18 protein-coding genes are annotated in these 21,769 nt (G+C 71.5%); 13 read left to right on the top strand and 5 right to left on the bottom strand.

Features of this window, described 5'->3' with window-relative positions; translation table 11 throughout:
• Positions 1-102: 102 nt before the first annotated feature.
• The gene (locus tag B0I32_RS28980) at positions 103-1,524 is read right to left on the bottom strand and encodes an MFS transporter (RefSeq protein ID WP_106245415.1); all 1,422 of its coding nucleotides are present in this window, start codon (positions 1,522-1,524) and stop codon (positions 103-105) included.
• Between the two features lie 78 nt (positions 1,525-1,602).
• Complete coding sequence (locus tag B0I32_RS28975) at positions 1,603-2,199, bottom strand: TetR/AcrR family transcriptional regulator (protein WP_106245147.1); 597 nt, start codon at positions 2,197-2,199, stop codon at positions 1,603-1,605.
• 140 nt (positions 2,200-2,339) lie between these two features.
• Between B0I32_RS28975 and B0I32_RS28970 the strand changes: the two genes are divergently transcribed.
• The 7 genes from B0I32_RS28970 (at position 2,340) to B0I32_RS28945 (ending at position 12,557) form a co-directional block, all read left to right on the top strand.
• Entirely contained in the window at positions 2,340-3,344 is a 1,005-nt protein-coding gene (locus B0I32_RS28970) for a LacI family DNA-binding transcriptional regulator (RefSeq protein WP_106245145.1), read from the top strand.
• A gap of 214 nt (positions 3,345-3,558) precedes the next feature.
• Positions 3,559-4,911: an ABC transporter substrate-binding protein gene (locus B0I32_RS59005; protein ID WP_219912041.1), complete on the top strand. Its 1,353-nt coding sequence runs from the start codon at positions 3,559-3,561 to the stop codon at positions 4,909-4,911.
• The gene (locus tag B0I32_RS59000) at positions 4,908-5,807 is read left to right on the top strand and encodes a carbohydrate ABC transporter permease (RefSeq protein WP_219912040.1); all 900 of its coding nucleotides are present in this window, start codon (positions 4,908-4,910) and stop codon (positions 5,805-5,807) included. The genes B0I32_RS59005 and B0I32_RS59000 overlap by 4 nt, the downstream gene beginning before the upstream one ends.
• Position 5,808: 1 nt before the next feature.
• On the top strand, positions 5,809-6,777 hold the full coding sequence (locus tag B0I32_RS28960; RefSeq protein WP_106245144.1) for a carbohydrate ABC transporter permease: 969 nt from the start codon (positions 5,809-5,811) through the stop codon (positions 6,775-6,777).
• A gap of 36 nt (positions 6,778-6,813) precedes the next feature.
• Positions 6,814-9,300: a CBM35 domain-containing protein gene (locus B0I32_RS28955; RefSeq protein WP_106245142.1), complete on the top strand. Its 2,487-nt coding sequence runs from the start codon at positions 6,814-6,816 to the stop codon at positions 9,298-9,300.
• Positions 9,301-9,366: 66 nt separating this feature from the next.
• Positions 9,367-11,001 (top strand): glycoside hydrolase family 13 protein, encoded by a 1,635-nt coding sequence (locus B0I32_RS28950; RefSeq protein WP_181307892.1) that lies wholly within the window; start codon positions 9,367-9,369, stop codon positions 10,999-11,001.
• 89 nt (positions 11,002-11,090) lie between these two features.
• Entirely contained in the window at positions 11,091-12,557 is a 1,467-nt protein-coding gene (locus B0I32_RS28945; RefSeq protein WP_219912063.1) for a SulP family inorganic anion transporter, read from the top strand.
• Positions 12,558-12,590: 33 nt separating this feature from the next.
• Here B0I32_RS28945 and B0I32_RS28940 read toward each other — a convergent pair whose 3' ends face one another.
• The gene (locus B0I32_RS28940; protein ID WP_106245410.1) at positions 12,591-13,241 is read right to left on the bottom strand and encodes a biliverdin-producing heme oxygenase; all 651 of its coding nucleotides are present in this window, start codon (positions 13,239-13,241) and stop codon (positions 12,591-12,593) included.
• 431 nt (positions 13,242-13,672) lie between these two features.
• Between B0I32_RS28940 and B0I32_RS28935 the strand changes: the two genes are divergently transcribed.
• From B0I32_RS28935 to B0I32_RS28910, 6 genes are all read left to right on the top strand, one after another.
• A complete protein-coding gene (locus B0I32_RS28935) occupies positions 13,673-14,512 on the top strand; it encodes an STAS domain-containing protein (protein ID WP_245956096.1) in 840 nt (279 codons plus the stop codon).
• A complete protein-coding gene (locus tag B0I32_RS28930) occupies positions 14,512-14,877 on the top strand; it encodes an STAS domain-containing protein (RefSeq protein ID WP_106245139.1) in 366 nt (121 codons plus the stop codon). Before B0I32_RS28935 ends, B0I32_RS28930 begins: the two co-directional genes overlap by 1 nt.
• Complete coding sequence (locus B0I32_RS28925) at positions 14,874-15,275, top strand: anti-sigma regulatory factor (RefSeq protein ID WP_106245137.1); 402 nt, start codon at positions 14,874-14,876, stop codon at positions 15,273-15,275. The genes B0I32_RS28930 and B0I32_RS28925 overlap by 4 nt, the downstream gene beginning before the upstream one ends.
• 106 nt (positions 15,276-15,381) lie before the next feature.
• Positions 15,382-16,395 (top strand): ATP-binding protein, encoded by a 1,014-nt coding sequence (locus B0I32_RS28920; RefSeq protein ID WP_106245136.1) that lies wholly within the window; start codon positions 15,382-15,384, stop codon positions 16,393-16,395.
• Positions 16,382-18,040: an ATP-binding response regulator gene (locus tag B0I32_RS28915; RefSeq protein ID WP_106245134.1), complete on the top strand. Its 1,659-nt coding sequence runs from the start codon at positions 16,382-16,384 to the stop codon at positions 18,038-18,040. The genes B0I32_RS28920 and B0I32_RS28915 overlap by 14 nt, the downstream gene beginning before the upstream one ends.
• Positions 18,033-19,601: a fused response regulator/phosphatase gene (locus tag B0I32_RS28910; RefSeq protein WP_106245132.1), complete on the top strand. Its 1,569-nt coding sequence runs from the start codon at positions 18,033-18,035 to the stop codon at positions 19,599-19,601. Before B0I32_RS28915 ends, B0I32_RS28910 begins: the two co-directional genes overlap by 8 nt.
• A gap of 53 nt (positions 19,602-19,654) precedes the next feature.
• On the opposite strand, the gene B0I32_RS28905 is transcribed toward B0I32_RS28910, so the two are convergent.
• Positions 19,655-20,665, bottom strand: coding sequence for an ABC transporter ATP-binding protein (locus B0I32_RS28905; protein ID WP_106245131.1), 1,011 nt, complete (start codon positions 20,663-20,665; stop codon positions 19,655-19,657).
• Positions 20,649-21,650, bottom strand: coding sequence for an ABC transporter ATP-binding protein (locus B0I32_RS28900; RefSeq protein WP_245956095.1), 1,002 nt, complete (start codon positions 21,648-21,650; stop codon positions 20,649-20,651). The genes B0I32_RS28905 and B0I32_RS28900 overlap by 17 nt, the downstream gene beginning before the upstream one ends.
• Positions 21,651-21,769 lie beyond the last annotated feature (119 nt).

The raw sequence follows: 21,769 nt of genomic DNA, 5'->3' as shown, positions 1-21,769 counted from the left end.
CCGAGGGCCTGTCACGGGCTGGGGCTGGGGGTATGCCGATGGGTGTCGTGAGTCGGCCGGGGTCCGGCGGGGGACGCCGGAGGTCTGGCGACGATCCTGAGATCAGGAACGGTCGTCGTCATCGTCGGCGGTCAGGACGTTCGTCCTGATGGTGAAGAAGGTGATCAGGGCCGCCACGACCATCAGCGCGGCACTGATCAGCATGGCCATGCGGAAGCCCGCGTCGAACACCGCCGGCTGCTGGAACGCGTCGCCCACCAGGCCGACCAGGGGCGGGACCGCGGCCACCGCCAGGAGGCTGCCGGTGCGGGCCACCGCGTTGTTGACGCCGCTGGCCGTGCCCGCGTAACGCTCGTCGGCGGTGGCCAGGACGGTCGCGGTCAGCGGGGCGACCGTCGCCGACAGGCCGAGCCCGAACACGAACACCGCGGGGAGCACCTGGAACGGGTAGGACGCGCCGAACCCGATCGTGCTCATCGCCAGGAACCCGCAGCCCGCCACCAGGATGCCGAGCGTCATGGGCCAGCGCGGGCCCACGCGTTTGGCCAGCTCGCCGGCCCGGGCCGACAGCAGCATCATCAGGATCGTGGTCGGCAGCATCGACAGGCCGGCGGCGATGGGCGAGAACCCGGAGACCACCTGGAGCTGCACCACCAGCAGGAAGAACACCACGCCCATGGCCGCGTACATGATCAGCGTCACCACGTTGACCGCCGTGAAGACGCGGTCGCGGAACATGCCCACCGGCACCAGCGCGTCGGGTGACCTGCGGATCTGGACCGCCACGAACGCCGCCCCGGCCACCGCCCCCGCCAGCAGCGGCAGCCACGCCCCCTTCCCGATCAGCCCGTAGGTGATCCCGGCCAGCGCCAGCGCCGCCAGCACCGCGCCGAGCACGTCGAAGCGCCCCACCGCCTGCTCGTCCCTGCTCTCCGGCACGTGCCGCAGCGTGACGAAGACGATCAGCGCCGCGAACGGCAGGTTGATCAGGAACGCCCACCGCCAGCCGGCCGTCTGCACCAGCCAGCCGCCCAGCAGCGGCCCGATCGCGCTGGCCACGCCGCCCAGCCCGGACCACACCCCCACGGCCTTCGGCCGGTCGTGCCGGACGAACGACGCCTGGATGATCGCCAGCGACCCCGGCGTGAGCAGCGCCCCGCCGATGCCCTGGAGGGCGCGGGCGGCGATGAGGAACTCGATGTTGGGCGCCAGGCCGCACAGGGCCGAGGCGATCGCGAACCAGACGGTGCCGATCAGGAAGAGCGTGCGCCGGCCGTAGCGGTCGCCGAGCGAGCCGCCGAGCAGGATCAGCCCCGCGAGCGTGAGCGTGTACGCGTTGATCGTCCACTGCAGGCCGGCCATGCCCGCGTCGAGCTCGCGGCCCAGGAACGGCAGCGCCACGTTGACCACGGTGCTGTCGAGCAGCGCCAGCCCCGACCCGAGCACGGTCGCGCCGAGGATCCACCGGCCGCGCGCCGACTTGAGCTCGACGTGGTCGTGCGCCGCGTCCGGGAGGTTGGTCATGGAGCCCATCCTGTCATCGGCCCCCGACACTTCCATCGCCCGGCCCGGCCCTCGCGCCCGCCGTGCCGGTGGACGGGGTCAGTCGCTGGCCAGGGCGCGCAGGACGAACTCCGACACCGCGGCGGCGGCCGCCTCGACCGTCACGTCGCCGCTGATCAGCGGGAGCCGCTCGGCGCCGATGACGGCGAGGACCATCCGGGCCGTGGCGGGCACGTCGAGCACCCGGAAGTCGCCGGCCTCGACGCCGCTCTCCAGGATGCCGGCCAGGATCCGCTGCATCGGCGCGACATGCTCGGCCAGCCGCTGGTAGGCGTCCGGCCCCAGGGCGGCACTGAGGTCGGCCGCGCCCGGATGCGGGTGGGCCAGCAGCCCCGCCAGCTGCAGCCGGACGAACACCCGCAACCGGTCGGCGGGACCGGCCCCGGCGGGCAGCTCCTGCTCGTAGGCGTCGATGAAGTACTGGGTCACCCGCTCGGTGAACGCCAGCAGCAGCGCCGCCTTGTCGGGGAAGTAGTTGTAGAGGACGGTCCGGGTGATGCCGGCCTCGCTCGCCACCTCGGTCAGGGAGATGGCGTCGATGCCCTGCACTCTCGACAGGCGCGAGACCGCCTGGAGGATCCGGTCGCGCGTCTGGGCGCGGTGCTCGCCGATGGTCGCGGCCTGGATGCGGGGCATGCGTCCATCGTAAGCCGGGCGCCCGCCGGCGTTCCCGGCACTGCGCCGATCAGAGCTCCGGCTCGGCCTGCCCTCAACCGGTTGTCGATTTCTTGCGTAACTCATTCCCATTCTTGCAGTACACGTTGTAACATCGCCTCATGCCGAGACGACTCTCCGACGTGGCCGCCTTCGCCGGCGTCAGCGTGGCCACCGTCAGCCGGGTGCTGCACGACAAGCCGGGCATCGCCCAGGCCACCCGCGACTCCGTGCTCACCGCGCTCGACGTCTTCGGCTACGAGCGGCCGCAGAAGCTGCGCAACCAGCGCGCCCCGCTGATCGGGCTCGTGCTGCCCGAGCTGCAGAACCCGATCTTCCCCGCCATGGCCGAGCTGGTCGTCACCGAGCTGATCAGGCGCAACCTGCTGCCCGTCCTGTGCACCCGCACCGCCGACGGGCTGCCGGAGGCGCACTACGTGCAGATGCTGCTGGCCCAGGACGTCGGCGGCATCGTCTTCATCGGCAGCAGCTACGCCGACGCGGGCGCGGCGCAGGTCAAGGAGCTGCGCGCGCGGAAGCTGCCGATCGTGCTGATCAACGCGGCCGACGAGAACCTCGACGTCCCCCGCGTGTGCGTGGACGACGGCGTCGCCGTACGGCAGGCGCTCGGCCACCTGCGTGCCCTGGGGCACGAGCGGATCGGGCTGATCCTGGGCCCGGTCGGTCATGTCCCGTCCGCGCGCAAGCTCGCCGCCTTCGGGAGGGAGGCCGCCGAGCGCGGTGATCCGGGGTGGCGCGCGCTCGTGGCGCACACGATCTTCACCATGGAGGGCGGCGCCACCGCCGCCGCGCGCCTGGTGGGCGAGGGTGCGACGGCGCTGGTGTGCGCCAGTGACGCGCTCGCGCTCGGCGCCATCAAGGCCGTGCGCAAGCAGGGCCTGCGCGTGCCGGCCGACGTGTCCGTGGTCGGGTTCGACGATTCGAGCCTGATGAGCGTCACCGATCCGCCCTTGACCACCGTGCGCCAGCCCGTCGCGGCCATGGGCGGCGCGGCGGTCGCCGCGCTGATGTCGCAGATCAACGGCCATGTGGTGCCTGTCGACGAGGTGCTGTTCGACCCTGAGCTGATCGTGCGGGGTTCCACGGGGATGTGTCCCGCCCGCTAGCTCTGAGCCGCTGTCAGTAAATTTCATATCACAGCAAGATTCTTGCGGCACGCTATGGACATCCGGCGAGCGCGGTCCTACGGTTCTGGCAACACCTCGGCGCTCGGAAACCTCCAGGCGACATGCCGGTCATCACCACGTGACACCAGCGCGCACCGCTGGCGATCCGGGCTGCCCAGGTGCGGAAGTTCCCCCACGGAAGGGATCGCTTGGGATGAAGCGCGGCAGAGCCCTCGGGCTGTCACTGGCCGTCTGCGCGACGCTGGCCTGCGCGGCATGCGGCGGCGGGGCGCCGCAGGGGCAGGAGCCCGCGGGCGGTCCGGTGACCATCACGGTGAACGGCCTGCCCCCGGCCACCGACGAGTACAACCGGGCCGTCTTCGAGGAGAACGTCAAGGCGTTCGAGGCCCGCTACCCCGACTACCGGATCGAGGCCAAGGAGGGTTTCATGGACCCTCAGACGTTCAGCGCCAAGATCGCCGGCGGTCAGCTGGAAGACGTCTTCTACGTCTACCTCACCGACGCCCAGAACCTCATCGCCCGGCGTCAGGTCTCGGACGTCAGCCCGTACCTCGCGGACTTCCCCGTCACCAAGGCCTACAAGCCGGGCCTGATGCGGGTCTTCTCCGACGACAAGGGCAAGGTGTACGGCCTGCCCGACGACAACTACTCCCTGGGCCTGCTCTACAACCGCGCCCTGTACAAGAAGGCCGGCCTCGACCCCGACAAACCCCCGCTCACCTGGGCCGAGGTCCGCGAGAACGCCAAGAAGCTGACGGCGCTCGGCGACGGCGTCGTCGGCTACGGCGACTACAGCAAGTCCAACATCGGCGGCTGGCACTTCACCGCCGAGATCTACTCCGTCGGCGGCGACGTCGCCGTCAAGGACGCCACCGGCGCCTGGAAGCCCGCCTTCAACAGCGACCAGGGCCGACAGGTGCTGCGGCAGCTCAAGGACATGCGCTGGACCGACGACACGATGGGGAAACGGCAACTGCTGGAGTACGACGACCTGGTCAAGCTCATGGCCTCGGCCAAACTCGGCCAGATGGTCGGCTCGACCGGCGACCTGACCAACACCGTCACCCGGTTCAAGGCCACGTACGACGACTTCGGCATGGGCCCGATCCCCGGCGGCCAGGGCACGCTCGGCGGCGGCTCCGGCTACATGTTCAAGGCCGGCCTCAGCCCGGAGAAGATCAAGGCGGGCCTGGCCTGGCTGACGTTCAGGAAGAACCCCGACCGCATCGACGCCGACAACGCGCGGGCCGCCGCCAAGGGCCTGCCCGTCGGCCTGCCCGAGCCGAACGTGTGGACCGGCGACTCCGAGCGCAAGCAGCGTGCGGCGACCGAGAAGCACGCCACCGTCCCCACGAAGAACTTCGCCCCGTTCGCCGCGGCGCTCGGCCGCGTCCCGGTCAAGCTGGAGCCGCCGAACGCCCAGCAGATCTACGCCGTGCTCGACACCGCCATGCAGAAGGTCCTCACCGACGCGAACGCCGACGTCGAGGCGCTGCTGGCGGACGCCGAGAAGCAGGTCGGCCAGATCCTGGCCACGGTCAAGTGACGGCCGTCCCCGCGCACCGCGGCCGCCGCAGGGGGGCCTGGCTGCGCCGCAACCTGCACGCCTGGGCCTTCCTGGCGGCCGGCGTCGCCTGCTTCGCCCTGTTCTCGTGGTACCCGCTGGTCAGGGGGATCGTCCTCAGCTTCCAGCAGGTCAACTTCGTCACCGACGCGGTCTGGGTGGGCTGGGACAACTTCCGCGCCCTGTTCGACGACCCGCTGTTCTTCACCGCCTGGGCCAACACGCTGGAGTTCACCGGGCTGGCGCTGCTCTTCGGGTACGCGGTGCCGTTCGTGGTGGCCGTCGTGATCAACGAGTTCCGGCACCTCAAGGGCTTCTTCAGGATCGCTGTCTACACGCCGGTCATGCTGCCGCCGATCGTCAGCGTGCTGCTCTGGCAGTACTTCTACGACCCCGGCAACGGCCTGTTCAACTCGATCCTGACCGGTCTCGGCCTGCCCGCCTCCGACTGGACGCAGTCCCCGAAGATGGCCATGATCTCCCTGGTCCTCGTCTCGACCTGGGCGAACATGGGCGGCGCCACGATCATGTACCTGGCCGGCCTGGCCACCATCCCGAGCGAGCTCTACGAGGCCGCCGAGCTTGACGGCGCGAGCGTGCGGCAGCGCGTCAGGCACGTCGTCCTGCCGCAGATGCGCTTCATCCTGCTGGTGCTGCTCCTGCTGCAGATCGTGGCGACCATGCAGGTCTTCATCGAGCCGTACCAGCTGACCGGCACCACCAACCCGGACACGATCACGGTGCTAGTGCTGGTCTACCGCTACGCCTTCACCGTCAACAACGACTTCGGCCTGGCCGCCGCGATGAGCGTGCTGCTGTTCGTGGTGCTGGGCGCGTTCTCGGCCGCGTACCTGCGCCTGACCCGCGACAAGGATTGAGATGACCCTCACCACCGTGCGCCGCCCGGCCGCCGTCACGGGGCCGCCGCCCCGGCGGGCCCGCCGGTCACGGCCGGCGCGGCGCGAACCCGCCGCCAGGACGCTGATCTCCGAGGCCGACCTCAACCGGGGCCACCGCCGCGTCCTCTACTGGGCCGCGCTGACGGCGATGGCCGCGCTGTTCCTGCTGATCTTCCTCTTCCCCCTGTACTGGATGATCACCGGGGCCATGAAGGCGCCCGCCGAGCTGGCCGAGCCGGTGCCGACGCTGGTGCCGCGCGCCTGGCACCCCGAGACGTTCGCGGTCGCGTGGGAGCGGCTGGACCTGGGCCGGTTCCTGCTCAACACCGCCTTCTACACGGCCGGCGTCTGGCTCGTCACCCTCGTGGTGGACGTGGCGGCGGCGTACGCGCTGTCGCGGCTGCGACCCGTGCTCGGCAAGCTGGTGCTGGGTCTCATCCTGGCCAGCCTCATGCTGCCGGCCGACGCGCTGCTCGTGCCGAAGTACCTGGCCGTGGTGGACGTGCCGATCTTCGGGGTCAACCTGGTCGACTCGCCGTGGGCGCTGTGGCTGCCGGCCGCGGCCAACGCCTTCAACGTCTACGTGCTCAAACGTTTCTTCGACCGGATCCCCGGCGAGCTGCTGGAGGCGGCGGCCATCGACGGGGCCGGGCGGCTGCGCACCCTGTGGAGCGTCGTGCTGCCGCTGTCGCGGCCGGTGCTCGCCGTCGTGTCGATCTTCGCGATCATCGGCTCATGGAAGGACTTCCTCTGGCCGCTGCTGGTTTTGCGTGACCCGCAGGCGCAGACGCTCAGCGTGGCGCTGAGCCGGCTGGCCATGACCGGGTACGTGCCCCAGAACGAGATGTTCGCGGCGCTCGCCATCGCCTCCGTCCCGATGATCGTCATCTTCATGATCTTCCAGCGCGGCATACTCAACGGCCTGTCGGCCGGCGCGCTCAAGGGCTGATCCACCCCCCACCCCGAGTAAGGAGCCCGGTCCGCCATGCCAGAGAACACGCTGCCCGGAAACACGCTCACATCACTGTTACTTGCCCTCCTCCCCGCCATCGCGCTCGCCTTCGTGGCCCTTCCGGCCGCGCACGCCGCCACCCGCACCTACCAGGCCGAGTCGGCCGCCCTGTCCGGCGGCGCGGCCGTCAGCACCGAGCACGCCGGCTACACCGGCAGCGGCTTCGTGGCCGGCTACACCGACGGCAACAAGGGCCGCGCCGCCACCACGTTCACCGTCACCGCCGCCACCGCGGGCCCGGCCACCGTCGGCCTGCGCTACGCCAACGGCACCACGGCCACGATGTCGCTGTCCGTGTACGTCAACGGGACGAAGATCCGGCAGATCTCCCTGCCGGCCGTCGGCGCCTGGAACGCCTGGGCCACCAGGGACGAGACGTTCACCCTCAACGCCGGCCAGAACACCATCGCCTACCGCTTCGACGCCACCGACCTCGGCAACGTCAACCTGGACAGCATCACGGTCGCCGACCCGGTGGCGGCGCTGCCGTACGAGATGGAGACCGCGTTCCTGTCCGGCGGCGCGAGCGTGGCCACCGCGATCGGCGGCTACGCCGGAACGGGGTACGCGACCGGGTTCACCACGCCGGGCGCCCGGGCCATCCGCACCGTGACCATGCCGGCCGCCGGCTCGGCCGCCACCACGCTGCGCTACGCCAACGCCACCGGCGGCGCCAGGACGCTCACCGCGTACGTCAACGGGCTCAAGGCCGGCCGTCTCACCCTGCCCGCCGGCTCCGGCTGGCTCACCCTCACCCACACGCTCGCTCTGCGCGCGGGCCTCAACCTGATCGGCTACCAGTACGACAGCGGCGACACCGGCGGCGTCGCCCTCGACGGCATCACCGTCGCCGGCGCCGGCACCCTCGCCGCCAGGGGAGCCACCGTCCCCTACACCGAGTACGAGGCCGAGCAGGGCACGACCAACGCCTCCGTCATCGGCCCCGATCGCGCCTACCTCACCCAGGCCGCCGAGTCGTCCGGCCGCCGCGCGGTCAAGCTCGACGCCACCGGCGAGTACGTCCAGTTCACCCTGACCAGGCCGGCGAACTCGATCGTCGTGCGCCACATCGTCCCCGACAACGCGGCCGGCACCGGCACCACCGCGCCGCTGGCCCTCTACGCCGACGGCGTCAAGCTGCAGGACCTCACGCTGAGCTCTGCCTACAGCTGGGTGTACGGCGCCTACCCCTACGGCAACGACCCGGCCGGCGGCAGCCCGCACCACTTCTACGACGAAGTCCGCGCCCGCATCCCCGCCCAGCCCGCCGGCACGGTGCTGAAGCTGCAGAAGGACGCCTCGTCCAGCGCCGCCTACTACGTCATCGACCTCGTCGACACCGAGCAGGTCGCCGCCGCGCTGCCCATGCCCGCCGACCACCTGTCCATCACCTCCTACGGAGCCGTCGCGAACGACGCCGGCGACGACACCGCCGCGCTCAACGCCGCCATCTCCGCCGCCCGCGCCCAGGGCAAGGGCGTGTGGATCCCGCAGGGCACGTTCGTCATCGGCGCCCGCGTCAACGTGGCCGGGGTCGCGGTGCGCGGCGCGGGTCAGTGGTACAGCACCGTGCGCGGCACGAACGGCAAGGGCGGCTTCTTCGCCACCGGCTCCGGCGTGCAGATCGCCGACCTGACCATCGCCGGCGACGTCCGTTACCGCGACGACGCCGCCTTCGACACCGGCATCGAGGGGAACTTCGGCACCGGCTCGCTGGTGCACAACGTCTGGATGGAGCACGTCAAGGTCGGCATGTGGATCGACTCCGGCACCGACGGCCTCTACGTCGCCGGGGTGCGCATCCGCGACACGTTCGCCGACGGCGTCAACATCCACGCGAACGTCCGCGACACCCGCTTCGACCAGAGCGTCGTCCGCAACACCGGGGACGACGGGCTGGCCATGTTCTCGCAGGGCGCGGCGGTGACGAACTGCGCGTTCACCTTCAACACGGTCACGCTGCCGATGCTGGCCAACGCGGTCGGCGTCTACGGCGGCTCCGGCAACCGGGTCGAGGACAACCTGCTGTCCGACACCGTGACCGCCTCCGCCGGCATCGCGATCAGCACCCGCTTCGCGCCGGTGCCCTTCAGCGGGACCACCTCCGTCCGGCGCAACACGCTGACCAGGACCGGCGGGTACGAGCCCAACTGGGGAGCCCAGCTCGGCGGCCTGTGGATCTACGCCGACACGGCCGACATCACCGCGCCCGTCGTGGTCCAGGACGTCACCGTCAGCGACAGCCTCCACCAGGGGCTGCTGCTGAGCTGGCAGCGCACCATCTCGGGCCTCACCCTCGACAACCTCACCATCGCCGGGGCCGGCACGTACGGCATCGAGGCCGCCGCGGCCGGCAGCGCCGTCGCCGGCGGCGTCAGGGTCACCGGGGCCGCGTCGGGCGGCCTGAACAACCTCACCGGCTACACCTTCGTCCGAGGCCAGGGCAACAGCGGCTGGTGACAGCCACACCCAGGGGGCGTCCCGCGGGACGCCCCCTTCCCCCTCCGTCCGACAGTCAGGAGCCACGTGTCCCACCCCCAGCCGTCCGTGCCGTCCGCCGCCTGGTGGCGTACCGCCGCGATCTACCAGATCTACGTGCGCAGCTTCGCCGACGGGAACGGAGACGGCGTCGGCGACCTCGCCGGGCTCCGGCGGCGCCTGCCCTACCTGCGCGACCTCGGCGTGGACGCTCTCTGGCTCACCCCCTGGTACGTCTCCCCGATGGCCGACGCGGGCTACGACGTCGCCGACTACCGCGACATCGACCCCGTCTTCGGCACGCTGGCCGAGGCCGAGCGGCTCATCGCCGACGTGCACGCGCACGGCCTGCGCCTGCTCATCGACCTGGTGCCCAACCATTGCTCGGCCCGGCACCCCTGGTTCGTCGAGGCGCTGGCGGGCGGGCCGGCCCGGGAGCGGTTCTGGTTCCGCCCGGGACGGGGACGCGACGGCGAGCTGCCGCCCAACGACTGGCGCTCCTACTTCGGCGGGCCCGCGTGGACGCGGATCGAGGACGGGCAGTGGTACCTGCACCTGTTCGCCCCCGAGCAGCCGGACCTGAACTGGGAGCATCCCGAGGTGCGGCGCGAGTTCGAGGACATCCTGCGCTTCTGGCTGGATCGCGGGGTGGACGGGTTCCGCGTGGACGTGGCGCACGGGCTGGTCAAGAAGGGCGGGCTGCCGGACGTGGGGGAGGAGCCCGACCCGGCCGACCTGCCGTACCAGGACGTGGACGGCGTGCACGAGATCTACCGGTCGTGGCGGCGGGTCGCCGACTCCTATCCGGGTGAGCGGGTGTTCGTCGGCGAAGTGTGGCTGCCGACCCCCGCCCAGTACGCCCGCTACCTGCGGCCCGGCGAGCTGCACTCGGCGTTCAACTTCGAGTTCCTGTGCGGCGCATGGGAGCCGGGACCCGTCCGCGAGGTGATCACCGCCACCCTGGCCACGCACGAGAGCGTCGGCGCGCCGCCCACCTGGGTGCTGTCCAACCACGACACGATCCGCCACGTCACCCGGTACGGCCGGGAGGAGACGGTCTTCGACATGGGGGACAAGCGCCACGGCGCGCCCAGCGACCTGGAGCTGGGCGTCCGCAGGGCCCGCGCGGCCGCGCTGCTCACGCTGGCGCTGCCCGGCGGCGTCTACGTGTACCAGGGCGACGAGCTCGGGCTGGCCGAGGTGGAGGACCTGCCCGATGAGCTGCTGCAGGACCCCACGTGGGAACGCTCCAGCCACACGGACCGGGGCAGGGACGGCTGCCGGGTGCCGCTGCCCTGGTCGGGCGATGAGCCGCCGTTCGGCTTCTCGCCGCCAGGCGCGTTCCGCGCCCCCTGGCTGCCGCAGCCGCTGACCTGGAAGGGCCTGACCGCCGCCGCCCAGGCCGCCGACCCCCGCTCGATGCTCTCCCTCTACCGCGCCGCGCTGGGGCTGCGCCGCGACCTGCTCGCCGGGCTGACCCCAGAGCTGACGTGGCTGGACACGGAGCCCGGCGTGGTGGCCTTCGCCAGGGAAGGGAGATTCGCCTGCTTCGTGAACTTCACCGGCGCTCCCGTGCCGCTGCCCGGCCAGGTCCTGCTCGCCAGCGCGCCGGTCGAGGACGGGCTGCTGGCCCCGGACGGCTGCGCCTGGGTACGGCTCAACCCGCGCCGACCCGTACGGTAAAGTCGCCGGGGCTCTGAACAGGAGCGCTCGTCTCGCGCAGAAGGAACTTCTTGCCCAGCCCCGCACCCGCAGCAGCAGTCCGCAAGCCCGTGTTCGCCCGCCCGGCCTGGCTCCACCCCAGGGTCGCCCGTACCGAGTTCCTCGCCGGGCTGGTCGTGGCCCTCGCCCTCATCCCCGAGGCGATCTCGTTCTCGATCATCGCCGGCGTCGACCCCAGCGTCGGCCTGTTCGCCTCCTTCACCATGGCGGTCGTCATCGCGGTGGCCGGCGGACGCCCGGCGATGATCTCGGCGGCCACCGGCGCCATCGCCCTGGTCGTGGCGCCGCTGGCGCGCGAGCACGGCTTCGGCTACCTGATCGCGACCGTCATCCTCGGCGGCCTCATCCAGATCGTGCTCGGCGCCCTCGGGGTGGCCAAGCTGATGCGGTTCGTCCCGCGCAGCGTGATGGTGGGCTTCGTCAACTCCCTGGCCATCCTGATCTTCATGGCGCAGGTGCCGGAGCTGGTCGGCGTGCCGTGGGCGGTCTATCCGCTGCTGGCCGGCGGGCTGGCGCTGATGGTCTTCTTCCCCCGCCTGACCAGGGCCGTTCCCGCGCCGCTGGTGTCCATCGCCGCGCTCACCGCCATCACCGTCGGCGCCGGGCTGGCCGTCCCGACGGTCGGCGACCGCGGCGCGCTGCCTTCGGCGCTGCCCGTTCCCGGCCTGCCCGACGTGCCGCTCACCCTGGACACGCTCACCCTGCTGGCCCCGTACGCGCTCGCCTTCGCCCTGGTCGGCCTGATGGAGTCGCTGATGACGGCCAAGCTCGTCGACGACATCACCGACACCCGCTCCAGCAAGACCCGCGAGTCCATCGGCCAGGGGGTGGCCAACATCGTCACCGGCCTCTTCGGCGGCATGGGCGGCTGCGCCATGATCGGCCAGACCATGATCAACGTGAAGAACGGCGCCCGCACCCGGCTGTCCACGTTCACCGCCGGGACGATGCTCATGGTGCTGTGCATCGTCTTCGGGCCGTGGGTGTCGCAGATCCCGATGGCCGCCCTGGTCGCGGTGATGGTGCTGGTCTCGTTCGGCACCTTCGACTGGCACTCCGTCGCCCCGGCCACGCTGCGGCGCATGCCCGCAGGGGAGATCACCGTCATGGTCGTCACCGTGGCCGCCGTGGTCGCCACGCACAACCTGGCGATCGGCGTCGTCGCCGGGTCGCTGACCGGTCTGGTGATCTTCGCCCGCCGTGTCGCGCACCTGGCCCAGGTCTCGGCCGTCGTCGACCCCGACGGCGAGCAGGCCGTCTACGCCGTCACCGGGCAGCTCTTCTTCGCCTCCACCGGCGACCTGGTCACCCGGTTCGACTACGCCGGCGACCCCCCGCAGGTGGTCATCGACCTGTCCGGTGCCCACATCTGGGACGCCACCTCGGTCGCCGCCCTGGACGCCGTGCAGGCCAAGTACGCCGCCCGCGGCAAGACCGTGCGGATCGTCGGCCTGAACGAGCCGAGCGCGGAGATGCACGCCAAGCTGTCCGGCGAACTGTCCGGAACAGCCCATTGAGCACCGGCCCGCCGCTACCGGCGGGCGGGTGCGTCAGGCCGCCGCCCTGGCCAGGTGCGCCAGGTCGCCCAGCACCTCGGTGTTGAGCTGGTAGGCCAGCTTGACCTCGCCGATCATCCGCTCCCGCTCCCGCTCGCCGAGCCCCGTGCCCAGCTCGTCGAGCCGGGAGCGGTACTCGGTCTTGAACCGCGGCAGGCTGCCCAGCTCGTCGAAGAGGTAGAAGTCGACGCCGCCGCCCTTGGCGTAGCCGTAGATCTTCTGCAGCTCCATCCGGATGAACTGCCCGCCCGAGAGGTCGCCCAGGTAGCGGGTGTAGTGGTGGGCCACGTAACCGGCCGGCCAGTCGGCCACCTGCTGGATGCGGGCCACCAGCGTGCGGGTGGACTTCGACGGGGCGATCCGCTCCCGCCAGCCGGAGCCGTAGATCGTGGCGAGGTCGCGCTCCAGCGCGGGCTCCCGGTAGAGCTCGGGAAAGACGAAGCGGCCGGCCACCGGGTGGTCGGCGAGTGCGCGCGAGACGCCGTCGAGCGCGGTGTAGGCGAAGTAGTGTTGAGCCACCATCTCGCCGTAGTCGTGCTCGCTCAGCCGGCCGGCCATCAACGCCGAGAGGTAGCCCTCCGACTCGGCGGACTCGTGGTCGGCCCAGGTGGCGGTTCGCAGGGTCTCGGAGAACGACGCGGTCACGCGGCCCACCTCTCGTGCTGACGTTTCATGACGAAGTGTCACAAACGCTGGTATCCGGCGTCAAGCTGATGACGACACCATGTCAGCAAATCCGGCCTCTCCTCTTCAGTACCCATGAACGGCGCCGTCAAGTGCTCGGCGCTCCGAGGACCCTGTGTGACGGGCACTTCACCGGCTCCGAGGGCGGAGGAGCATTCGTCCGCCCCGCATATAGTGAAATCCGTCCCGGATACGGGACGCTCAACGGCAAAACCTCCATTTGTCGGGCGGTCCACAAGTAAGAGATCGTTTTTCGCGGATGTCGTGAAGGCGGCCCGGAGCGCACGGTCGTACACGGTCGGTGACGCTGGAGAGCCCCCCAATGGAGTGCCTGATGCCGATAAATCGCACTAGCATACGAGCATTGCTGACCGCCCCTTCTGGAGTGATCCTTGTCCGTTCAAGCCGACACAGCCAGGCGACGTATAGAAGAACTGCTCAGAACCAATGAGGAGCAGATCATCGGCCGCTGGGCCAAGATCGCCAAGGCGTCCTCTGAGGAGCTCTCGGAGCTCTACCGGGCGCTGCTCGCCTCGCTCGACGAGGGCAAGAACGACCTCGCCGACATCCGCGGACTGCTGGCCGACCTCTCCCGGTCGCGGGCCCGCGCCGGCTTCGCGCCCTCCGACACCGCCAGGGCGGTGTTCGGGCTGAAGGAGGTCGTCTTCGAGCTCGCCGAGTCCGACGCCGACTGGGCCGAGGCGGCCGGCGGGCTGGTCTGGTTCTCCCGGCTGATCGACGACCTGGGGCTGTACACGTTCGAGACGTACACCGACGCCCGTGAGAAGATCATTCTGGACCAGGCCGAGCAACTGCTCGAACTGTCCACCCCGGTGGTCAAGATGTGGGACGGCATCGTGGCGGTGCCGCTGATCGGCACCCTCGACTCCGCCCGCACCCAGGTCGTGATGGAGAAGCTGCTGCAGACGCTGGTCGACACCGGCGCCGAGCACGCGATCATCGACATCACCGGCGTCCCCGCCGTCGACACCCAGGTCGCCCAGCACCTGCTGAAGACCGTCGTCGCCGCCCGCCTGATGGGCGCGGAGTGCGTCATCTCCGGCATCCGCCCGCAGATCGCGCACACCATCGTCACGCTCGGCGTCGAGTTCGGCGACATCGTGACGAAGGCCTCGCTGGCCGACGCGCTCGCGCACACCTTCAGGCGCGCGGGCATCGAAGTGGGCCGGGCGCGTCAGGCGCACGTCTCCATCCGGGCGGAGAACGCCTAGTGCAACGCGTTCCCGTACTCAAACTCGGTGACGTCCTCATCGTCTCGATCCAGATCGACCTGGAGGACCAGAGCGTGCTCGCCCTCCAGGAAGACCTCGCCGACGCCGTGGTGGACCACGGCGCCAGGGGAGTGATCATCGACATCACCGCCGTGGAGATCGTCGACTCCTTCATCGGCCGGATGCTGGCCACGATCGCCGGGATGTGCCGCATGCTGGACGCGCAGACCGTGGTCGTCGGCATGCGGCCGGCCGTGGCCATCACCCTCGTCGAGCTCGGGCTGTCGCTGGGCGGCGTCCGTACCGCACTCAATCTGGAGAAGGGGGTCGCGCTCCTGGACCATATCCGGAGCGCGACGCCGTGACCGGTGAGCGCGAGGTCGTCATCACGAGCAGCGCCGACGTCGTCGCCGTGCGCCAGCTCGTACGGAGCGTCGCCATCGAGGTGGGCCTGTCCCTCGTCGACCAGACCAAGATCGTCACTGCCGCCAGCGAGCTGGCGCGCAACGCCCTGGTGTACGCCGGCGGCGGTGACGTACGCATCCTGGTCGTCGAGAACGGCCACCGGCGCGGGCTCAAACTGATCGTCACCGACGACGGCCCCGGCATCCCCGACCTCGAACTGGCCCTGACCGACGGCTGGACCACCGGGAACGGCCTCGGGCTCGGGCTCAGCGGGTCGCGCCGGCTGGTCGACGAGTTCGACCTGCTGTCCGGGCCGGGAAAGGGCACGACCGTGACGGTGACCAAATGGGCCCGATGACACGGGACGCGGTGACCTGGGATCCGGCGGTCCGGGATCGGGCGGTCCGGGAAGCGGTGACCTGGGATCCGGCGAGCCGGGATGCGGTGGCCTGGGGCGGGGTGACATGGGCGCGGTGACCGGCCCCCGCGTGGACGACTGGATCCGCGCCGAGGACCCCAGCGCCGTCGGAGCGGTCCGCCGCAAGGCCGTCGGGCTGGCCGAGGCGGCCGGGTTCGACCCGGTGCTCGTCGGGCAGACCGCCGTGGCCGTCAGCGAGGCGGTCTCCAACCTGGTCAAGCACGCCGTCGAGGGCACGGCCATGGTGCGCCCCCACCCGGAGGCCCCCGCCACCGTGGAGCTCATCTGCCTGGACCGGGGGCCCGGCATGGCCGACGTGGCCCGCGCGCTGCGCGACGGCTACTCCACCTCCGGCACCCTCGGCATCGGGCTGGGCGCCATCTCCCGCATCGCCTCCGGCTACGACGTGCACTCCCTGCCGGGCCGGGGCACCGTTCTGGCCATGTACTTCACCGCCACCGGCACGCCCCCGCCGCCCCTGCGGGCCAGCGGCGTGACCCGGCCGATCGGCGAGGAGCCCGTGTCCGGCGACGGCTTCGCGATCGTCAGGTCGGGCCCGGCGACGACCGTGCTGGTCTGCGACGGGCTGGGGCACGGCCACATCGCCGCCCAGGCCTCGAACCGGGCGGTGGAGCTGTTCCGCGACGCGAGCGAGCAGGAGCCGCTGGACATCGTGGCACGCCTGCACGCCGGCATGTCCGGCACCAGGGGCGGCGCGGTGGCCGTCGCCCGCGTCGATCCGGGCGGCGTGTCCTACGCCGGCCTGGGCAACGTCTCCGGCTGGGTCGCGCACGCGGAAGGACGGCAGGGCATGGTGTCGGTTCCCGGCATCGCGGGGCATCGAGGAGGCCGGCTGCGCCAGTACTCCTACGAGCTGCCCCCGTACGCCATCGTGATCATGCACACCGACGGGCTGACCGACCGCTGGGACCCGGCGACGATCCCCGGTCTGTTCACCCGCACCCCGGCGGTGATCGCCGCGGGGCTCATGCGGGAAGCGGGCAGCAGGCGCGACGACGCCTGCGTGGTGACGGTGAGGCCGGCCCATGGCGCCCGCTGAGCTCGTCCGCGTCCGGCTCGACGCCGACCAGGACGTCTTCGTCCTGCGCCGCATCGGCCGCGCCGCCGCCGAGCTGGCCGGGCTGGACCAGCAGGACCAGATCCGGGTGGCGACGGCGCTCAGTGAGGCCGGCCGGGAGGTCTACGGCCCCGGATCGATCGCCACGATCGCCCTCGACCACCAGCGGCTGCTCATCACCCTGGAGCACACCGGGCGCTCCGACCCGGCCGGTTCCGAGGGCCTGACGCTGGCCGGCCGGCTGGTGGACTCGGTCGTGCTCGGCGAGCACAGCGTGACGCTGTCCAAACGGCTGCGCTTCCGCCCGCGGGGCGTCCCCGTCGAGGAGATGCGGGCCAGGCTGGCCCGCCTCTCGCCGGTCTCCGCGCTGGACGAGCTGCGCGAGCAGAACAAGGAGCTGGCCGGCGCCCTGGAGGACGTGCTGCGGCTCAACGCCGAGCTGCAGGAGACCAACTCCGGCGTGCTGGCGATGTACAACCAGCTCTCCGACGAGCTGGAGGAGACCAACAGGGGAGTGGTCGCCCTCTACGCCGAGCTGGACGAGAAGTCCAGCCTGCTGCGCGAGACCACCGACGCGCGCAACCGCTTCTGGGCCACCGTCAGCCACGAGCTGCGCACGCCGCTCAACTCGGTCATCGGCCTGGTCAGGCTGCTGACCGGCCCCGGAGGCGACGACCTCACCGAAGAGCAGGAGCATCAGGTACGGCTGATCGGCAGCTCCACCGAGACGCTGCTGGAGCTCGTCAGCGAGCTGCTCGACATGGCCAAGGCGGAGTCGGGCCGCCTGGACCCGCAGCCGGCGCACGTGAACCTGCCCCAGCTGGCCGAGCAGCTGCGGATGACGATGCGCCCGACGAGGGAGCAGGCCGGCGTCGAACTGCGCCACGACGTCGCCCCCGAGGTCGCCGAGCTGTACGCCGACGAGGGCATGCTGGTCAGGATCCTGCGTAACCTGCTGTCCAACGCGCTGAAGTTCACCGAGCGCGGCGAGGTGGCGCTGGCGGCCCGCCTCGACGACGGCAAGAACGAGGCCGTCATCACGGTGCGCGACACGGGCATCGGCATCCCGCCCGACCACATCGACCGCGTCTTCGAGGACTTCTACCAGATCCCCGGCTCCCTGCAGGTCAGGTACCGGGGGACGGGGCTCGGCCTGCCGTACGCGCGCAGGCTCGCCGAGGCGCTCGGCGGCACGCTGGAGCTGGCCAGCGCGGAGGGCCAGGGCACCACGGCCACGCTGCGCCTGCCTCACTACAGCGGGCCGCCCGAGCTGGAGCGGGTGCTGGTCGCCGACGACGACGAGGTGTTCCGCGCCGCGGCCCGCCGCATGCTGTACGGCTTCGCCACGCACATCGACGAGGCCCCCGACGGAGCCGTCGCGCTGGAGCTGATGGCGGCGGACCCGCCAGACGCGGTCCTGGTCGACCTGCTCATGCCCCGCCTGGACGGCAACGTGCTGCTCCAGCGGATGGCCGAGGACGACCGGTTGCGCGAGATCCCCGTGGTCGTGGTGACGATCGCGCCGCAGCACGCCCCTGACAACAAGAAGGTGTTGTCCAAGCACGGTCTGCGCAGGGAACAACTGCTGCACGCCATCCGCGGCGCGAGGGGGGCGAAGGATGCCTGAGACGGCGACCGTCATGGTGGTCGACGACACGCCGACGAAGCGGTACATCCTGTCCAGCTGGCTGCGCCGGTCGGGCCATACCGTGATCGAGGCGAGCGGCGGCGAGGAGGCGCTGACACTGCTCGCCGCGCAGCACGTCGACCTGGTCGTCCTCGACGTGCGGCTGCCCGACATCCCCGGTTACGAGGTGTGCGAGCGGATCAAGGCCGACCCCGCGACCGCCGCGATCCCGGTGATCCAGGTCTCGGCCAACGCCATCACCGTGGCCGACCGGGCCGAGGGGCTGGAGCGCGGCGCGGACGCCTACCTGGCCGAGCCGATCGAGCCGGCCGAGTTCGCCGCCACGGTCGAGGCCATGCTGCGGTACTACCGGGCGCGCTGGCGGGCCGAGCTCATGGCCAGGCGCCTGGCCGGGCTGGCGGAGGTGACGCTGCGCATCAACGAGTCCGAGACCTTCGACGAGCTGCTCACGGTGGCCGTCGAGGGCTCGGCCGAGCTGCTCGGCCGCTACTGCGGCACCCTGGCGCTGATGCCCGACGGGCGGACCCGCCGCTACCGTGCCCGGCCGGGCGAGCGGGCCGCCGCCGCGCCCGCCGGGCCCGACCTGCTCGACCGGCTCAGCCGGATGGTGCAGCGGGAGGCGGCCCGCACCCACGTGTTCACCCTGCACGCGGAGGAGTGGCGCGGCCTGCTGCCCGACGTGCGGATCGAGGGCAGCAGCACGGGCGTGCTCTGCCGGACGAAGAACTCGGAGGCGCCCCTCTACCTGGGGGTGGAGGCCGAGCCGCCGCTGGACACCGACGAGGTGAACCTGCTGCGCCAGCTCGGCCAGGAGCTGGCCCTGGCGGTGGACGCGCGGCGCGCGTACGCCGAGGAGCACACGATCGCGCTCACGCTGCAGCGCAGCCTGCTGCCCACCCGCATCCCCGAGGTGCCCGGCCTGCAGGTGGCGATGCGCTACCAGCCGGCCGCGGACAACATCGAGGTGGGCGGCGACTTCTACGAGGTGCTGCCGATCGACGAGCGGGTGCTGGTGGCGATCGGCGACGTGGAGGGCCACTCGCTGCACGCCGCGACCGTGATGGCCGAGCTGCGGCACGCCATGCGGGCCTCGTTCATCGGCCAGGTGGACCTCAGCGCCTCGCTCGACCTGCTCAACCAGATGATGCGGCGCTACCACCCGCGCATGACCGCCACGCTGTGCCTGGTGCTCATCGACCCGGCCACGGGGGAGATGGAGGTGGCCAACGCCGGGCACATCCCGCCGCTGTTCGCCGGTCCCGGCTGCGCCTACCACAACCTGGGCAACCTGCTGCTCGGGGCCCTGCCCGAGTCGTACACGGTGGACCGGTTGAAGCTGCCGCCCGGCGGCACGCTGCTGCTGTTCACCGACGGGCTCGTGGAGGACCGGCACATCTCGCTGGACGAGAGCATGGAGGCGGCCAGGCGGCTCGCGGAGGTCGTCGAGGACGACCTGGAGGAGTTCGCCGACCGGATGCTGGCCGCGTTCGGGGCCCGCGAGGACGACGTGGCCCTCGTCGTCGTCCGCCGGGACCCCTGACCCGGGACGCCCGACGGGGCCCCTGACCCGGGACGCCCTACGGGACCCGTGACTCAGGAGGCCCGCTCCGCGTAGTGGCAGGCGGCGTGGTGGTCGCCGCCGTCCGGTCCCGGCTCCAGCACGGGCTCCACCTCGGCGCACCGCTCGGTGGCCTTCCAGCAGCGGGTGTGGAACCGGCACCCGGGCGGCGGCGCGACCGGGCTCGGCGGATCCCCGGCGAGCATGATGCGCGAGCGCCCCTTCAGCCGCGGCTTCGGCACGGGAGCCGCCGACAGCAGCGCCATCGTGTACGGATGCGCCGGCGCCCCGTACACCCCGGCCGCCGGCCCGGTCTCGGCCACCCGCCCGAGGTACATCACCCCCACCCGGTGCGACACATGCCGCACCACGGCCAGGTCGTGCGCGATGAACACCAGCGCCACCCCGAGTGTGCGCTGCAACTCCGCGAACAGGTTGACGACCTGCGCCTGCACCGACATGTCCAGCGCCGAGACGGGCTCGTCGCAGACGATCACGTCGGGCTCGGTGGCCAGGGCCCTGGCGATGCCGATGCGCTGCCGCTGCCCGCCGGAGAACTCGTGCGGGAACCGGTTCATCCGGTCGGGGGACAGGCCCACCAGCGTCAGCAGCTCCCCGACCCGGTCGCGCATGGCGCGCGAGCCCTGCGCCAGCCGGTGCACGCGCAGCGGCTCGGCCACGATGTCGTGCACCGTCATGCGCGGGTTGAGCGAGGTGAGCGGGTCCTGGAAGACCATCTGGACCCGCCGCCTGATGTCGCGCGGCACGCCGCCCCTGGTGAAGAACGGCCGGCCGCGGAAGGTGACCTCGCCCTGGTCGGGACGTTCGAGGCCGACGAGCATGCGGGCCAGGGTGGACTTGCCGCAGCCGGACTCGCCGACGATGCCCAGCGTCTCGCCGGCGTACAGCTCCAGGTCCACGCCCGCGACCGCGCGCACGCCGCCGCCCCTGGACAGCAGGCCGCCGCGGTAGGTCTTGTGCAGGTCGACGGCCCGCAGCACGGGCTCGCGGGCCTCAGGCTCACGGACGTCAGGCGAGGGCGCCATCGAGCATCTCCTCCGAGTGGTGGCAGGCGGTGTGCCGGCCCGCGCCGGTCCGCAGCGGCGTCAGGGCGGGCCTGGTGGTCACGCACACCTCGCTCGCGCGCTCGCAGCGCGGCGCGAAGGAGCAGCCGGGCGGCGTCTCGGCGGGGCTGGGCGGCGCGCCGGGGATGGCGCGCAGCTCCGAGGCGGGGGTGTCGAGATCGGGGATGGCGGCGAGCAGAGCCTCCGTGTACGGATGCGCGGGCAGGTCGTAGATCGCCTCGACCTCGCCCCGTTCGACGATGCGGCCCGCGTACATGACCGCCACCCGGTCGCTGACCTCGGCGGCGACGCCGAGGTCGTGGGTGATGAGCAGCACCGCGGTGCCCAGGTCGCGGCGCAGCCGGTCGATCAGCTCCAGGATCTGCGCCTGCACGGTCACGTCGAGCGCGGTCGTCGGCTCGTCGGCGATGATCAGATCCGGCTCCAGCGCCACGGCCATGGCGACCAGGATCCGCTGCCGCATCCCGCCGGAGAACTGGTGCGGGTAGTCGTCGACGCGCCTGGCCGCGGCCGGGATGCCGACCAGGTCCAGCATCTCGATCGAGCGGGCCCTGGCCTGCCGCCGGGACAGGCCGCGGTGCACCCGGTACAGCTCGCCGATCTGGTCGCCGATGCTGAGCACGGGGTTGAGCGCCGACAGGGCGTCCTGGAAGACGAGCGTCATCTCGCTGCCGCGCAGGGCGCGCAGCTGGTCCTCGCTCATCGCGAGCAGGTCGCGCCCGCCGAGCCTGGCCCTCTCGCAGCGAACCCGGGCGCCGGGCTGGTCGAGCAGGCCCATGACGGCCTTGGCGGTGACGGATTTGCCCGAGCCGGACTCGCCGAGCAGGGCGAGCGTCTGGCCGCGCTCGATGGTCAGGTCCACCCCGCGCACCGCCGGGATCTCGCGTCCGTGGGCGGTGAACGTGACGTGCAGGTCGCGTATCTCCAGGACCGGTGGCTCGTTCACCGCACCCCCTCCTATGATCATGACGAAACGTGGCGTTAACAAAGTCTGTGATGCCGGAAAACAACTCCAATATTGTCTTTCGCGCCTGATTCTGGCAAGCTGCCCGCAATTGGACAAGA

The organism is Nonomuraea fuscirosea, assembly GCF_003001935.1.
GTDB classification, from domain to species: Bacteria; Actinomycetota; Actinomycetes; order Streptosporangiales; family Streptosporangiaceae; genus Nonomuraea; species Nonomuraea fuscirosea.
This window is presented reverse-complemented; position numbering and strand designations above follow the sequence as displayed.

What these genes read in the sequence shown, in the direction of transcription:
- B0I32_RS28975 (WP_106245147.1), bottom strand. Translation starts at nt 2,199, where the DNA reads ATGCCCCGCATCCAGGCCGCGACCATCGGCGAGCACCGCGCCCAGACG.
- B0I32_RS28910 (WP_106245132.1), top strand. Translation starts at nt 18,033, where the DNA reads ATGCCTGAGACGGCGACCGTCATGGTGGTCGACGACACGCCGACGAAG.
- B0I32_RS28960 (WP_106245144.1), top strand. Translation starts at nt 5,809, where the DNA reads ATGACCCTCACCACCGTGCGCCGCCCGGCCGCCGTCACGGGGCCGCCG.
- B0I32_RS28980 (WP_106245415.1), bottom strand. Translation starts at nt 1,524, where the DNA reads ATGACCAACCTCCCGGACGCGGCGCACGACCACGTCGAGCTCAAGTCG.
- B0I32_RS28955 (WP_106245142.1), top strand. Translation starts at nt 6,814, where the DNA reads ATGCCAGAGAACACGCTGCCCGGAAACACGCTCACATCACTGTTACTT.
- B0I32_RS28970 (WP_106245145.1), top strand. Translation starts at nt 2,340, where the DNA reads ATGCCGAGACGACTCTCCGACGTGGCCGCCTTCGCCGGCGTCAGCGTG.
- B0I32_RS59005 (WP_219912041.1), top strand. Translation starts at nt 3,559, where the DNA reads ATGAAGCGCGGCAGAGCCCTCGGGCTGTCACTGGCCGTCTGCGCGACG.
- B0I32_RS28905 (WP_106245131.1), bottom strand. Translation starts at nt 20,665, where the DNA reads ATGGCGCCCTCGCCTGACGTCCGTGAGCCTGAGGCCCGCGAGCCCGTG.
- B0I32_RS28915 (WP_106245134.1), top strand. Translation starts at nt 16,382, where the DNA reads ATGGCGCCCGCTGAGCTCGTCCGCGTCCGGCTCGACGCCGACCAGGAC.
- B0I32_RS28920 (WP_106245136.1), top strand. Translation starts at nt 15,382, where the DNA reads ATGGGCGCGGTGACCGGCCCCCGCGTGGACGACTGGATCCGCGCCGAG.